This is a genomic window from Heyndrickxia sp. MSNUG (assembly GCF_049532715.1).
In the GTDB taxonomy this organism is placed as follows: Bacteria; Bacillota; Bacilli; order Bacillales; family Cytobacillaceae; genus Mesobacillus.
In genome coordinates, this window is the sequence record NZ_CP150978.1 from 309,472 (window position 1) to 323,670 (window position 14,199).

Annotated in this window: 14 protein-coding genes and 1 riboswitch; of the genes, 13 read left to right on the forward strand and 1 reads right to left on the reverse strand. The window is 46.7% G+C overall.

Features of this window, described 5'->3' with window-relative positions:
• Nucleotides 1-184 precede the first annotated feature (184 nt).
• A complete protein-coding gene (locus AABM38_RS01625; RefSeq protein WP_423408816.1) occupies nt 185-958 on the reverse strand; it encodes a DeoR/GlpR family DNA-binding transcription regulator in 774 nt (257 codons plus the stop codon).
• Between the two features lie 280 nt (nt 959-1,238).
• Between AABM38_RS01625 and AABM38_RS01630 the strand changes: the two genes are divergently transcribed.
• From AABM38_RS01630 to purH, 13 genes are all read left to right on the forward strand, one after another.
• On the forward strand, nt 1,239-1,781 hold the full coding sequence (locus tag AABM38_RS01630) for a DUF2179 domain-containing protein (protein WP_335378195.1): 543 nt from the start codon (nt 1,239-1,241) through the stop codon (nt 1,779-1,781).
• Nucleotides 1,778-1,984 (forward strand): NETI motif-containing protein, encoded by a 207-nt coding sequence (locus AABM38_RS01635; protein ID WP_423408817.1) that lies wholly within the window; start codon nt 1,778-1,780, stop codon nt 1,982-1,984. Before AABM38_RS01630 ends, AABM38_RS01635 begins: the two co-directional genes overlap by 4 nt.
• Nucleotides 1,985-2,136: 152 nt before the next feature.
• Nucleotides 2,137-2,238, forward strand: a riboswitch (purine riboswitch).
• Between the two features lie 141 nt (nt 2,239-2,379).
• Nucleotides 2,380-2,868, forward strand: a complete 489-nt coding sequence (purE, locus tag AABM38_RS01640) for a 5-(carboxyamino)imidazole ribonucleotide mutase (protein ID WP_423408818.1) — start codon at nt 2,380-2,382, stop codon at nt 2,866-2,868.
• Nucleotides 2,855-4,015, forward strand: coding sequence for a 5-(carboxyamino)imidazole ribonucleotide synthase (gene purK, locus AABM38_RS01645; protein WP_423408819.1), 1,161 nt, complete (start codon nt 2,855-2,857; stop codon nt 4,013-4,015). Before purE ends, purK begins: the two co-directional genes overlap by 14 nt.
• A complete protein-coding gene (gene purB, locus AABM38_RS01650; protein ID WP_423408820.1) occupies nt 4,012-5,304 on the forward strand; it encodes an adenylosuccinate lyase in 1,293 nt (430 codons plus the stop codon). The genes purK and purB overlap by 4 nt, the downstream gene beginning before the upstream one ends.
• A 100-nt stretch (nt 5,305-5,404) precedes the next feature.
• Nucleotides 5,405-6,124, forward strand: coding sequence for a phosphoribosylaminoimidazolesuccinocarboxamide synthase (gene purC, locus AABM38_RS01655; protein WP_423408821.1), 720 nt, complete (start codon nt 5,405-5,407; stop codon nt 6,122-6,124).
• Nucleotides 6,117-6,371, forward strand: coding sequence for a phosphoribosylformylglycinamidine synthase subunit PurS (gene purS / locus AABM38_RS01660; RefSeq protein WP_423408822.1), 255 nt, complete (start codon nt 6,117-6,119; stop codon nt 6,369-6,371). Before purC ends, purS begins: the two co-directional genes overlap by 8 nt.
• Nucleotides 6,368-7,054: a phosphoribosylformylglycinamidine synthase subunit PurQ gene (gene purQ / locus AABM38_RS01665; RefSeq protein ID WP_423408823.1), complete on the forward strand. Its 687-nt coding sequence runs from the start codon at nt 6,368-6,370 to the stop codon at nt 7,052-7,054. Before purS ends, purQ begins: the two co-directional genes overlap by 4 nt.
• The gene (gene purL / locus AABM38_RS01670) at nt 7,038-9,254 is read left to right on the forward strand and encodes a phosphoribosylformylglycinamidine synthase subunit PurL (protein ID WP_423408824.1); all 2,217 of its coding nucleotides are present in this window, start codon (nt 7,038-7,040) and stop codon (nt 9,252-9,254) included. Before purQ ends, purL begins: the two co-directional genes overlap by 17 nt.
• The gene (gene purF / locus AABM38_RS01675; protein ID WP_423408825.1) at nt 9,239-10,651 is read left to right on the forward strand and encodes an amidophosphoribosyltransferase; all 1,413 of its coding nucleotides are present in this window, start codon (nt 9,239-9,241) and stop codon (nt 10,649-10,651) included. The genes purL and purF overlap by 16 nt, the downstream gene beginning before the upstream one ends.
• A 292-nt stretch (nt 10,652-10,943) precedes the next feature.
• The gene (gene purM, locus AABM38_RS01680; protein WP_423408826.1) at nt 10,944-11,987 is read left to right on the forward strand and encodes a phosphoribosylformylglycinamidine cyclo-ligase; all 1,044 of its coding nucleotides are present in this window, start codon (nt 10,944-10,946) and stop codon (nt 11,985-11,987) included.
• 50 nt (nt 11,988-12,037) lie between these two features.
• Nucleotides 12,038-12,640 (forward strand): phosphoribosylglycinamide formyltransferase, encoded by a 603-nt coding sequence (gene purN, locus AABM38_RS01685; protein WP_423410625.1) that lies wholly within the window; start codon nt 12,038-12,040, stop codon nt 12,638-12,640.
• Nucleotides 12,619-14,157, forward strand: a complete 1,539-nt coding sequence (gene purH, locus AABM38_RS01690; RefSeq protein ID WP_423408827.1) for a bifunctional phosphoribosylaminoimidazolecarboxamide formyltransferase/IMP cyclohydrolase — start codon at nt 12,619-12,621, stop codon at nt 14,155-14,157. The genes purN and purH overlap by 22 nt, the downstream gene beginning before the upstream one ends.
• Nucleotides 14,158-14,199 lie beyond the last annotated feature (42 nt).

Here is a 14,199-nt window from a genome sequence, read left to right on the forward strand (position 1 = left end):
TGAATTGTATAGCAGTATAGAGTCACAGAGTGTTCTTTATTCAAAAAAGAGAGATTTAGTAATATTACCTTTGAATGAAGTATCGGAATTCTTGAACGGAAGCTCTTCTTATACTAATTTCCAAACTTACATAGAAGAAATGATTTGTGAAAATTCCTAAACAAAACTCCCGCTCTCCTTTAAATCAATTCTTATCAATGGTAGCTATTAATACTTCAACACCTTGCGCTTTTAACAAATCAACCTGTTCGCTGGTGGTTTCTTCATCGGTTATGATGATGTTTAGTTTTTTTACTGGATACATTCCAGAAAACATATCACTGCCTATTTTGAAATGCTCGACTAAAGCTATGATTTTTCTGGCGTTGTTATATACGGTTTTATGAAAAACTGCTACTTCCGGTGTGGCTGTGCTCAAGCCTTTTGCAGAAAGGGCACCCGCAGTTGCAAAGCATAGATCGACGGTAAATTGGCGGGCAAACTCATTGGCTAAAGCATCTGTGATATTCCCTGAGTTTTTTACTTGTCCTCCTATGATGTAGGTTTGGATATTATCAAAATTTCTGAGGTGATATGCGATTTCTACAGAATTGGTCAGGACGGTAAATGAAATTTCCTTCGGCAGGTATTTAAGCATGACATAGTGTATCGCAGCACCGCCAATGAAGACAGTCTGGTTATCCTGGATGTAAGTGACCGCCAGTTTTGCGATTGCGTTTTGAAATTCGCTTCCTTCTCCATAACGTATTGAGGGCGGCCGGGCCATCATTCTTACGTTGGTGACGGGGATAGCTCCACCATGGGTTCTTTTTAAAAGACCTTGCTCTTCCATAATCGATAAGTCTCTTCTGATTGAATCAATTGACATCTCAAATTTACTTGCCAGATCCTTCGCCAAAACCCTGCCGCTTTGCTCCAACATCTTTAATATTTCTTGTCTTCTCTCTTCTGAAAACATATGGTTCACCTCTACTGTTAAATTATGGTTCTCTTCTGCATTATTTCATGTTCATGCATGTTTAGTCAATAATTTATTCGTTTTTATTCATGTTTATTCCTTTTTATCCGTGATTAGTGGATGGATTTAAGGCTGGAAAATAATAAAGTTTCAAAAATCCTTATAGAGGAAAACCTTTAATAAAGCGATGCTTTTCGATATTTTCATGTACGTCCTTTACAACCAGATTAATTAATGGGAACATTAAGGCTTATTAGAAGAGATGCTTGGAGGGTTATAAATGCTGGAGAATAGTTTTGTCATGGTTGCCATCATCTTAATAATCAATATTGTGTACGTGTCATTTTTTACGATCAGGATGATCCTGACTCTGAAGGGTCAGCGATATCTTGCTGCGGGACTTAGTACGATTGAAGTTGTGGTCTATGTTGTCGGGCTTGGTTTGGTGCTCGATAATTTGAATGAGATACAGAACCTGATTGCTTATGCAGTCGGGTATGGAATAGGTGTTATTGTTGGGATGAAGATTGAAGAAAAGCTGGCGCTTGGTTATATTACTATTAATGTGATCACGAAAGAGTATGATCTTGATCTTCCGAAGGTATTACGGGAAAAGGGATACGGTGTTACAGATTGGGCTGCTAATGGGCTTGAAGGAGATCGGATGGCGCTGCAAATTTTAACGCCTAGAAAGTATGAGCTGAAATTATACCAGACCATCAAGGAATTGGACCCGAAGGCATTTATCATTGCCTATGAACCTAAATCAATTCACGGCGGATTTTGGGTTAAATCGGTACGGAAAGGGAAGTTGTTTTCATGAGCAAGGATACGAAAAAGAAACAAATGTATGAAGTTGGAGAGAATGAATCAATCGATGAGTGCCTTAATAGAATGAAGAAGGATGGATATGCTCCTGTCCGCAGGATGGAGAAGCCGATCTTCAAGGAAGTCGAAAGGAATGGGACGGTCGAATATGAGCCAGCTGGAAGGCAGATTATTTTCGAGGCAAGGCCTGTAGAGTAATTTGGGTGGTACCCGCTTTACTGCATTAACGCGCCGGGGGTCTGACCCCCGATGCGTTAATGTGGTAAAGGCGAACAATTATATTGAAATCACTTTAAATGTTCGATTATTGATTGACAAGGGTTTGATATAGTTGTTAATATGGAGTTGTTGATAGCGAATAGTTTTTCCCTCGTATAATAATGGGAATATGGCCCATGAGTCTCTACCCGGTTACCGTAAATGACCGGACTATGAGGGGAAGTAGTTTTTAAGTGAAGGGATAGGAATCATATTCTTTTGAGTATTGATTTCTTTGCGCATGCACCCGGACAGACTACTTTCTCTTCTGTATGTAGAGGGAGTAATCTATCCGGGTTTTTTGTTTTGATACTCCACACAGGGAGGTTAGATAAATGAGTGAATCGGTTGCGGTCATTATGGGGAGCAAATCGGATTGGGAAACAATGAAGCATGCTTGTGACATTCTGGATCAATTGGAGATTTCTTATATAAAGAAAGTGGTTTCGGCCCATCGCACTCCAGACTTAATGTTTGAGTTTGCAGAGGGTGCAAGAAAAGAAGGGATTAAGGTAATCATTGCTGGAGCAGGCGGTGCGGCACACCTGCCTGGAATGGTTGCGGCAAAGACGACACTGCCGGTTATCGGGGTGCCAGTCCAGTCTAAAGCGTTGAATGGTCTTGATTCACTGCTTTCGATTGTCCAGATGCCGGGCGGTGTACCGGTAGCGACGGTGGCAATTGGCAAGGCAGGCGCAACGAACGCAGGGCTGCTCGCAACTCAAATCCTTGGTACGTTTGACAGCGAGATTGCTGAAAAGCTTGAAAGACTGAGAGAAGAAACGAAGATGTCGGTGATGGAAAGCAGTGATGAGCTTGTCTAAATTGATTTTACCAGGACAGACAATCGGGATTATTGGCGGCGGACAGCTTGGCAAAATGATGGCTCTGTCAGCAAAAGCGATGGGATTTCGCGTAGCTGTGCTCGATCCGACAGATGATTGCCCGTGCGGCCAGGTGGCAGATGAGCAGATTCTTGGCGGCTATGATAATCTTGATAAAATAAAGCAGCTTTCTGAAATAAGTGATGTGATCACTTATGAATTTGAGAATATCGACGCGGATGCACTTGAGTGGCTGAATAAAAATGCTTATGTACCGCAGGGTACTGAATTGCTGAGGATTACTCAGGACAGGATAGAAGAGAAGCGCCATATGCAGGAAGCTGGGGTTAGAGTCGCGCCTTATGCAGTCGTGACGAAGACGGAGGATGTAGCTGCAGGGATCGGGAAGCTCGGAATGCCGGCAGTCCTTAAAACGGCAAGGGGCGGTTATGACGGCAAGGGACAGCTGGTTATCAGGACGACTGAGGATATCGCCATAGCTGAAACGCTTGTCAGCCAGGGAGCTTGTGTTCTGGAAAAATGGATTTCTTTTGAAAAAGAAATTTCGGTGATCATTACCCGGAGCACTGCCGGTGAGACAGCCGTTTTTCCAGTAGCGGAAAATATCCATATGGACAATATCCTGCACGAGACAATCGTGCCAGCAAGGATCAGCAAGCAGGCTGCAGAGAAGGCAATTGAGGCAGCGAAACAGATTGCTTCGGCACTTGATTTGACTGGTACGCTTGCTGTGGAAATGTTTTTGGCACCGAATGATGAGATTTATATAAATGAACTCGCACCGAGGCCGCATAATTCGGGGCATTACACGATTGAAGCGTGTGAAACCTCGCAATTTGAGCAGCATGTCAGATCGGTGTGCGGCTGGCCGCTTGGCAGCACTGATTTACTTAAACCAGCTGTGATGGTGAATATCCTTGGTGAGCATCAGCAGCCGCTATTAGAGAGAATTACAGAGCTGCAGGATTGGAAAATCCATTTATACGGCAAAAAGGAAGCGAAGCACAAACGAAAAATGGGCCATGTGACCCTTTTACGAGAAACAGTAGAAAAGGCGCTTGAAGAGGCTGAGCAAAGCGGCATCTGGGAAAGCGCGGCAGAATTGACTGGAGGACATAAGAGATGATCGATCGTTATACAAGACCTGAAATGGGAGCAATTTGGACTGAGGAGAACCGTTTTAAAGCATGGCTGGAGGTTGAGATCTTAGCATGTGAAGCGTGGTCTGAGATTGGAGATATCCCTAAGGAAGACGTTCAGAAAATCCGTGAAAAAGCGTCATTCGATATCGACAGAATCAAAGAGATTGAAGAAGAAACGCGCCATGATGTCGTGGCCTTCACAAGGGCGGTATCGGAAACACTTGGCGAAGAGCGAAAATGGGTTCACTACGGACTGACTTCTACTGATGTGGTTGATACAGCGTTATCGTATGTCCTTAAGCAGGCAAATCAGATTTTACAAAAAGATCTAGAGAACTTCATCGAAATCCTGACAAACAAGGCAAAGGAACATAAGTACACAGTCATGATGGGGCGCACTCACGGTGTTCATGCGGAACCAACTACATTTGGTTTGAAGCTCGCTCTTTGGCTGGAGGAAATGAAGCGCAACCTTGAGCGTTTTAAAATGGCAGCTTCTGATGTGGAGTTTGGCAAGATTTCCGGAGCGGTTGGAACGTATGCGAATATTGATCCGTTTGTAGAGTCTTACGTTTGTGAAAAGCTTGGCCTTCAGCCAGCGCCGATTTCGACGCAGACGCTGCAGCGTGACCGCCATGCATTTTACATGTCTTCGCTGGCATTGATCGCCACTTCAATTGAAAAATTCGCGGTTGAGATCCGCGGTCTGCAAAAGAGCGAAACAAGGGAAGTTGAGGAGTTTTTTGCTAAAGGTCAAAAGGGATCCTCTGCAATGCCTCATAAACGTAACCCGATCGGCTCTGAAAACATGACAGGGATGGCAAGGGTCATCCGCGGTTATATGACGACGGCTTATGAAAATGTTCCGCTGTGGCATGAGCGCGATATCTCACATTCATCTGCTGAGAGAATCATTCTTCCGGATGCGACGATTGCCTTGAATTATATGCTCAATCGCTTTGGCAACATCGTTAAAAATCTAACGGTATATCCAGAGAACATGAAGCGCAATATGGATCGTACACTTGGCTTGATTTACTCACAGCGCGTGCTGCTTGCCTTGATTGACATGGGCATGTCCCGTGAGGAAGCATACGATACAGTCCAGCCTCGTGCGATGGAAGCATGGGAAAAGCAAGTTCAATTCCGCAGTCTGATTGAAAGTGACGAGAAAATCTCTGGTCTTTTAAGTGAAGCGGAAATTGATGATTGCTTTGATTATCACTACCATATCAAGCATGTTGATATGATTTTTGAACGGCTGGGGTTGTAAGTTTGACTTTCTGAAAAACCATATGGGCGAGGTAATACCTTGCCCTCTTTTAACAATAGGTGACTGAAGATTGCTAATTATCTCAATCGGAGGCGTTGAAATGGAAAAGCAAGCACTGTTATATGAGGGAAAAGCAAAGCGGATTTACGCTACTGATGAAGCAGAGGTTGTAAGGGTTCAGTATAAGGACTCTGCTACGGCGTTCAATGGCGAGAAGAAGGCTGAGATTATTGGCAAGGGCCGACTGAATAATGAGATTACTAGTTTACTATTCTTAAAGCTTAGCGAAGCGGGAATCCAATCCCATTTTATCGAAAAAATTTCTGAGAATGAGCAATTGGTAAAACGAGTTAACATCATTCCACTTGAAGTGGTGGTCAGGAATTTTGCAGCTGGCAGCTTTTCAAAAAGACTTGGAGTGGAAGAAGGCAAAAAGCTTTCAAGGCCGATCGTTGAGTTTTACCTGAAGGATGATGCGCTCGGAGATCCGCTGATCACGGATGACCATGTTGATGTGCTGAAACTGGCTTCGGCTGAAGAAGTTGCACAGCTGAAGGATGCTGCTTTGAAAATCAATACGGTGCTAGGCGGATTTTTCGCAGAGATTGGTGTTACGTTAATCGATTTCAAGCTTGAGTTTGGGAAGGATGCTGATGGCCAGATCTTATTGGCTGATGAGATATCGCCTGATACCTGCAGGCTTTGGGATATGGAAACGCAGCAGAAGCTTGATAAGGACGTATTTCGCCGCGATTTAGGGAATCTGACAGATGCTTATGAAACTATTTTAACGAGATTGGGAGGACAACTGCATGTTTAAAGTAAAGGTGTATGTCACGTTAAGGGAAAGTGTTTTGGATCCACAGGGAACGGCTGTGAAAAATGCGCTGGCGACGCACGGTTACGAAGGCATTCAGGATGTCCGGATTGGCAAGTATATGGAACTGACATTGGATGAGAGCGTGAAGGATGTTGACGGAGCGGTCAAGGAAATGTGTGAGCGCCTGCTGGCGAATACAGTGATTGAAGATTACAGGTATGAAGTCGAGGAGGTTGTTGCAAAGTGAAATTTGCGGTGATCGTATTTCCGGGTTCAAACTGTGACATCGACATGTACCATGCGGTAAAAGATGAGCTTGGCGAACAGGCTGAGTATGTCTGGCATGACGCTGAAAGTCTTGAAGACTACGATGCTGTTCTTTTACCAGGGGGATTTTCATACGGAGACTATTTAAGATCAGGCGCGATTGCGCAGTTCAGCAATGTCATGAAGGAAGTTGTGAAGGCGGCTGAAGCGGGAAAGCCTGTGCTTGGCGTCTGCAATGGATTTCAGATTTTACTGGAAGCAGGATTGCTGCCTGGGGCGATGCGCCGAAATGACAGCATGAAGTTCATCTGCAAGCAGGTCGAGCTTAAGGTTGAAAATAACGAAACGATGTTTTCGGCTGGCTATGAAAAAGGCGAAGTCATCACGATTCCGGTTGCGCATGGTGAAGGCAACTATTATTGCGACGAGAAGACTTTAGCAAGTTTGAAGGAAAATAACCAGATTGTGTTCACATACAATGGCGAGAATCCGAATGGAAGCCTTGAAAATATTGCCGGGATCATCAATGAGCGTGGAAATGTCCTTGGCATGATGCCTCATCCAGAACGTGCAGTAGATGAGCTGCTTGGCGGCGCAGACGGTCTGCAACTATTCCGATCAATCGTCAAACAATGGAGGGAAGCAAATGCGGTTAATGCTTGAACCAAGTCCAGAGCAAATTAAAGAGGATAAAATCTATCAGGAAATGGGTCTTTCAGACAGCGAGTTTGCTTCTGTTGAAAAAATCCTTGGGCGCCTGCCTAACTACACGGAGACCGGATTGTTCTCGGTTATGTGGTCAGAGCACTGCAGCTACAAGAACTCGAAGCCTGTGTTGAAAAAGTTCCCTGTCACTGGCGAACGCGTTTTACAGGGACCGGGCGAAGGCGCAGGGATTGTGGATATCGGAGATGGCCAGGCGGTCGTTTTTAAGATCGAAAGCCATAACCACCCCTCTGCGATCGAGCCTTACCAGGGTGCCGCTACAGGTGTCGGCGGAATCATCCGCGACGTTTTTTCAATGGGAGCAAGGCCAATTGCATTGCTGAATTCTCTCCGCTTTGGCGAGCTTGAATCGCCGCGCGTGAAATATTTGTTTGAACAGGTTGTTGCCGGGATTGCTGGCTACGGAAACTGCATCGGCATTCCGACGGTTGGCGGCGAAGTCCAGTTTGACGGCGCATATGAAGGAAATCCGCTTGTGAACGCAATGTGCGTTGGATTGATCAATCACGAAGACATCAAGAAGGGCCAGGCACATGGCGTAGGAAACACTGTTATGTACGTTGGCGCGAAAACAGGACGCGACGGAATCCATGGTGCGACTTTCGCTTCTGAGGAATTGAATGAGTCATCTGAAGATAAGCGTCCTGCTGTCCAGGTCGGCGATCCTTTTATGGAAAAATTGCTGCTTGAAGCATGCCTGGAGCTTGTGAAAAATGATGCACTTGTCGGCATCCAGGACATGGGTGCAGCTGGATTGACGAGTTCGTCTGCTGAAATGGCGAGCAAGGCAGGTTCAGGGATTGAGATGAACCTTGATTTAGTGCCGCAGCGTGAAACGGGTATGACGGCTTATGAGATGATGCTGTCTGAATCCCAGGAGCGCATGTTGATTGTCGTTGAAAAAGGACGTGAACAGGAAATCATCGACCTATTTTCAAAGTATGAGCTCGAAGCGGTTGCAATTGGCCGGGTGACGGATGATAAAATGCTTCGCCTTTTACATAAAGGGGAAGTCGTTGCCGATGTTCCAGCAGATGCACTTGCTGAAGAAGCGCCTGTTTATTACAAGCCTTCTAGTGAACCAGCTTACTTCCGTGAGTTCCAGTCGATGAAAAATGAGATTCCTAACGTTGAAAACTATGAAAAGACCTTGTTGGATTTGCTGCAGCAGCCGACGATTGCAAGCAAAGAGTGGGTTTACGACCAGTATGACCATATGGTGCGCACGAGCACAGTTGTTTCACCTGGTTCTGATGCGGCTGTCGTGAGAATCCGTGGAACCGAAAAGGGTCTGGCGATGACGACAGACTGCAACTCCCGCTATATCTATCTTGATCCGGAAACAGGCGGGAAGATTGCTGTTGCTGAAGCGGCTCGTAATATTGTTTGTTCCGGCGGTGAACCGCTCGCGATCACGGATTGCCTGAACTTCGGAAACCCTGAAAAGCCGGAGATTTTCTGGCAGTTTGAAAAAGCAGTTGATGGCATGAGTGAAGCGTGCAGGACACTCGGAACGCCTGTCATTGGCGGAAACGTCAGCTTGTATAACGAAACAAATGGAACAGCCATCTATCCCACTCCGGTTGTCGGCATGGTTGGTCTGGTTGAGAATTTGCAGCATGTTACGACGCAGCATTTTAAAAATGCCGGCGATTTGATTTATCTATTGGGCGAAACGAAGGATGAATTCGGAGGCAGTGAGCTGCAGAAACTTATGTATGGGCGCATTTTTGGAAAGTCGCCTGAGCTTAATTTAGACGTAGAAGCAAGCTATCAGGGACAAATTTTAACCGCGATCAAGAACGGTCTTGTAGCATCAGCGCATGATGTCGCGGAAGGCGGAGTGGCGGTTGCTCTTGCTGAGTCGGTGATCGGAAGCAAGGGCTTGGGAGCTGAGGTCGAGCTGGAAGGTACTGCTGTATCGGCATTGTTCAGCGAATCGCAGTCCAGGTTTATTTTATCGGTAAAACCAGAGCACCAAATTGAGTTTGAGAGTTTAACAGACGCAGTGCTGATTGGAAAAGTGATTGAGACGCCAGTTTTAAAGATTGATGTAAACGGCGAGAATGTGATCAATCAAGATGCAACTGGGCTGAAGAAGGCCTGGAAAGGAGCCATTCCATGCTTGCTGAACTAAAAGGCTTGAATGAGGAATGCGGCGTTTTTGGAATTTGGGGACATACCGAGGCAGCACAAATCACTTATTACGGTCTTCACAGCCTGCAGCACCGCGGCCAGGAGGGTACTGGCATTGTCGTGACTGATGGCCAGCAGCTTAAGGTCAGGAAGGGTGAAGGACTTGTTAATGAGATTTTCACCGCTGATGTGATGGAAGACCTTCAGGGCGTTGGCGCAATCGGTCATGTGCGCTATGCGACAGCAGGAGGCGGCGGCTATGAGAATGTCCAGCCGCTCCTGTTCCAATCGCAAAGCGGCGGTCTGGCGCTTGCTCATAATGGCAATCTCGTGAATGCTGATGCTCTGAGGAATCAGCTTGAGGCACAGGGAAGTATTTTTCAAACGAGCTCGGATACTGAGGTCCTTGCCCACTTAATCAAGCGCGGCGGTTTCAGCCAGCTGAAGGACCGTGTGAAAAATGCGCTGCCGATGCTGAAGGGTGCTTATGCGTTTTTGATCATGACGGAAACGGAAATGATGGTCGCGCTCGATCCGCATGGCCTGCGCCCGCTGTCATTAGGGAAGCTTGGCGATGCTTATGTAGTAGCTTCCGAGACTTGCGCGTTTGATATTATCGGCGCTGAATTTGTCAGGGATGTCCTTCCTGGTGAATTGCTGATCATCGATGCTGATGGTCTCCATTCAGAAATCTATTCAATGAATTCAACGACTGCCATCTGTACGATGGAATATATATATTTTTCAAGACCGGATAGCAACATTCACGGAATTAACGTCCATACTGCCCGGAAAAATCTTGGCAAGCAGCTGGCGGTTGAAGTGCCGATTGAAGCGGACGTTGTTACCGGTGTTCCGGATTCAAGTATTTCTGCGGCAATCGGATATGCCGAGGAATCAGGCATTCCTTATGAAATGGGCTTGATCAAGAACCGCTACGTCGGACGGACATTCATCCAGCCATCCCAGTCACTTAGGGAACAGGGCGTGAAAATGAAGCTTTCACCTGTGCGCGGTGTGGTCGAAGGGAAGCGTGTCATCATGGTCGATGATTCGATCGTGCGCGGAACGACTAGCCGCCGGATTGTGAACATGCTGAAGGAAGCAGGTGCGACGGAAGTGCATGTCGTCATCAGCTCGCCGCCGATTAAGAACCCGTGCTTTTATGGAATCGATACATCCACTCGTGAGGAATTGATTGCATCTGAGCACTCGGTTGAAGAAATTCGTGAATTGATCGGTGCGGATTCGCTTACGTTTTTAAGTGTCGAGGGCATGCTTGAGGCGATTGGCCGCAATGAACCTGGTGAGACGCGGGGACAGTGTCTGGCTTGTTTTACAGGGAAGTACCCGACGGAAATTTATCCATCGGCGACTCCTGCTGGACAGAAGTGCTGATTGAGTTTTTCTATATATAGGATGACGGCGCGATTATGCGGGAGTTCCGGGAGAATAACGCCGTTTTTCGGGCAATTATGACGGTGATTCGGTAGAATTGGACTGTGTTTTGGGAGATTATGATCGATGATTGGGAAATTGCATTCAGTGATGGTACTAATACATGAATTTAGAGTGCACTTACACCCCGTAACCGAGGGAATCAGCCAATCAGGGTGCAATTACACAGAATGATGGCGTACAAATATCAAGAAATTTTAAATGAAAAACAGCCAAATAGGAGGTAGTGAACATGGCAAACGCGTATAAGCAGGCAGGTGTGGATATTGAGGCTGGGTATGAGGCGGTTGAGCGGATCAAAAAGCATGTGAAGCGGACGGTAAGGCCGGGTGTGATCGGTGCGCTGGGCGGATTTGGCGGGATGTTCGACCTATCCAGCCTTGGTCTGAAGGAGCCTGTGCTCGTTTCAGGTACTGATGGCGTCGGCACAAAGCTTATGCTGGCCTTCATGATGGACCGCCATGATACAATTGGCATCGATGCCGTGGCGATGTGCGTGAATGACATCGTTGTACAGGGAGCCGAGCCATTATATTTCCTTGATTACATTGCATGCGGCAAGGCTGTTCCTGAAAAGATCGAAGCGATTGTCAAAGGGATTGCCGATGGCTGCGAGCAGGCAGGCTGTGCGCTTGTGGGCGGGGAAACTGCGGAAATGCCAGGCATGTACTCTCCTGAGGAATACGATTTGGCTGGTTTTGCGGTTGGTGCCTGCGAGAAGTCAGATATCATAACCGGTGCCGGAATCAAAGCCGGTGATGTATTGATCGGGCTTGCATCAAGCGGGATCCACAGCAATGGCTACTCACTTGTCCGCAAGGTTTTTCTTGAACAGGCTGGACTGGAGTTAGACCATTATGTGGACGTATTTGGCTGTACACTTGGCGAGGAGCTTTTAAAACCAACTCGCATTTATGTAAAATCTGTGCTTGCCGCGCTGAAACAATATGAGATCAAGGGCCTTGCCCACATCACGGGCGGAGGTTTTATCGAAAATATTCCAAGGATGCTTCCGGAAGGATTGGGCGCTGACATTGAAGAGGGCAGCTGGGAAATTCCGCAGGTGTTTAAAACTTTGGAATCCCTTGGGGGACTTGAGCGCCAGGATATGTACAACATTTTTAACATGGGGATTGGCATGATCGCTGCTGTAGATCCGGACGTTGCGCCGGAAGTGGTTCGTTTGTTTAATGAAAATGGTGAAATGGCTTCGGTGATTGGTACAGTCTCTGAATCTGAAGGGATTCGTATTAAGATGGCTGGTGGCTTGATATGATGTGGGGCAAATTGCGTGCAGCTGCCGACCGGTCTGATGAGAAGCAAACCTTGAAGAAAATCGCTGTTTTCGCTTCAGGAAGCGGCAGTAATTTTCAGGCGATAGGTGTCGCTGTGCAATCTGGCATCCTAAATGCTGAAATTTGCTTGCTCGTATGCGACAAGCCGGGGGCATTTGTGGTGGATCGTGCAGAAATGTTGGGGATATCGAGCCTGGTCATTAACCCGAAGTGGTTTCGGTCAAAAGAAGCATATGAGACGAAGATTTTACAAAAACTAACGAGTCTTGATGTCGAGCTTGTGGTGCTGGCCGGTTATATGAGGTTGATCGGATCGACGCTGCTTAAGGCTTTTGAAGGAAGGATTGTCAATATACATCCTTCGTTATTACCTGCGTTTCCGGGGAAGGATGCCATCGGACAGGCGCTGGCAGCGGGTGTGGAGAGAACAGGTGTCACGATTCATTATGTTGATGAGGGGATGGACACAGGCCCTGTCATAGCCAGCAGCGCAGTCGCGATTGACGTGGGAGAAACGAGAGAGTCACTTCACAAGAAAATACAGCAGATCGAACACAGCCTGTATCCAGAGGTTTTGGAACAGCTGCTGAATGGAAAAGAGGAGGCAGTACAATGGGAAAAAAGCGTGCACTGATCAGTGTTTCAGATAAAAACGGAATTGTTGAGCTAGCGAGGGAATTAGTCGAGCTAGGTTTTGAAATCGTTTCGACTGGCGGAACAAAGAAAGCTCTTAAGGATGGCGGCGTGCCGGTCATTGGCATTAGTGATGTCACTGGTTTTCCTGAAATCCTTGAGGGCCGCGTGAAGACGCTGCATCCAAAAATCCACGGCGGTTTGCTTGCGAAATATAGTGATCCTGGACATCAGACTCAAATGGCTGACAATGAAATCGAGAAAATCGAGCTTGTCTGCGTGAACCTTTATCCTTTTAAAGAAACAATTTCAAAGCCTGGTGTGACGCCTGAGGATGCGATCGAGAACATCGACATCGGCGGACCTGCGATGCTGCGCGCTTCAGCTAAAAACCATCAATTCATAACCGTTCTAGTTGACCCAGCCGATTACCAGCAGGTCATCGAAGAATATAAGAGTAATAACGAAACGACGATGGAAACACGTCGCAGGCTTGCAGCAAAAGTGTTCCGCCACACAGCTGCTTATGATGCGCTGATTGCTGAATATATGACGAAACTTGCAGGTGAAGAGCAGCCAGAAAAAATGACGGTGACCTATGAGTTGAAGCAAAATCTTCGCTACGGTGAAAATCCGCACCAAAAAGCAGCGTTCTACCAGAAGCCGCTTGGGTCCGCATTTTCGGTCGCGGCTGCGGAACAGCTCCATGGAAAAGAACTTTCTTATAACAATATTAATGATGCAAATGCAGCTTTGCAGATCGTGAAGGAATTTTCTGAGCCGGCTGCGGTTGCGGTTAAGCATATGAATCCATGCGGTGTCGGAACTGGTAAAGATGTATTCGATGCTTTTGGTAAAGCGTTCGAAGCAGATCCAGTTTCTATTTTTGGCGGGATCATTGCCCTGAATCGCGAGGTCGACGGGGAAACAGCAAGCAAGCTGTATGAAATCTTTCTTGAAATCATCATAGCGCCTTCTTTTAGCGAGGAAGCTTTGGAGATTTTAACGGCTAAGAAAAATCTTCGTTTGCTAAAAGTGCCTTTTGAGGGGGAGATGGCGAAGGAAACTGCGTTAACTTCAATCGAGGGCGGAATGCTGGTTCAGGAACAGGATGCGTTTGGATTTGAAGATGCGGAAATTTCTGTGCCAACAAAGCGTGAGCCGAATGAGGAAGAGTGGGCAGCATTGAAGCTTAGCTGGAAGGTCGTAAAGCATGTGAAATCGAATGCGATTGTTGTTTCAGATAAGGATTCTACTTTAGGAATCGGCGCAGGCCAAATGAATCGTGTAGGCGCAGCGAAAATTGCGCTTGAACAAGCTGGAAAGAAAGCCGAGGGAGCTGCGCTTGCTTCAGATGCATTCTTCCCAATGGATGACACAGTTGAAGCTGCGGCAAAAGCAGGAATCACTGCGATTATCCAGCCAGGCGGATCCGTACGTGATGCTGATTCGATTAAAAAAGCGGACGAATACGGCATTGCGATGGTGTTTACGGGTGTCAGGCATTTCAGGCATTAAGATTTGGAGTAGAGGGATCAGCAAGTCAGGTTGAGTTACATT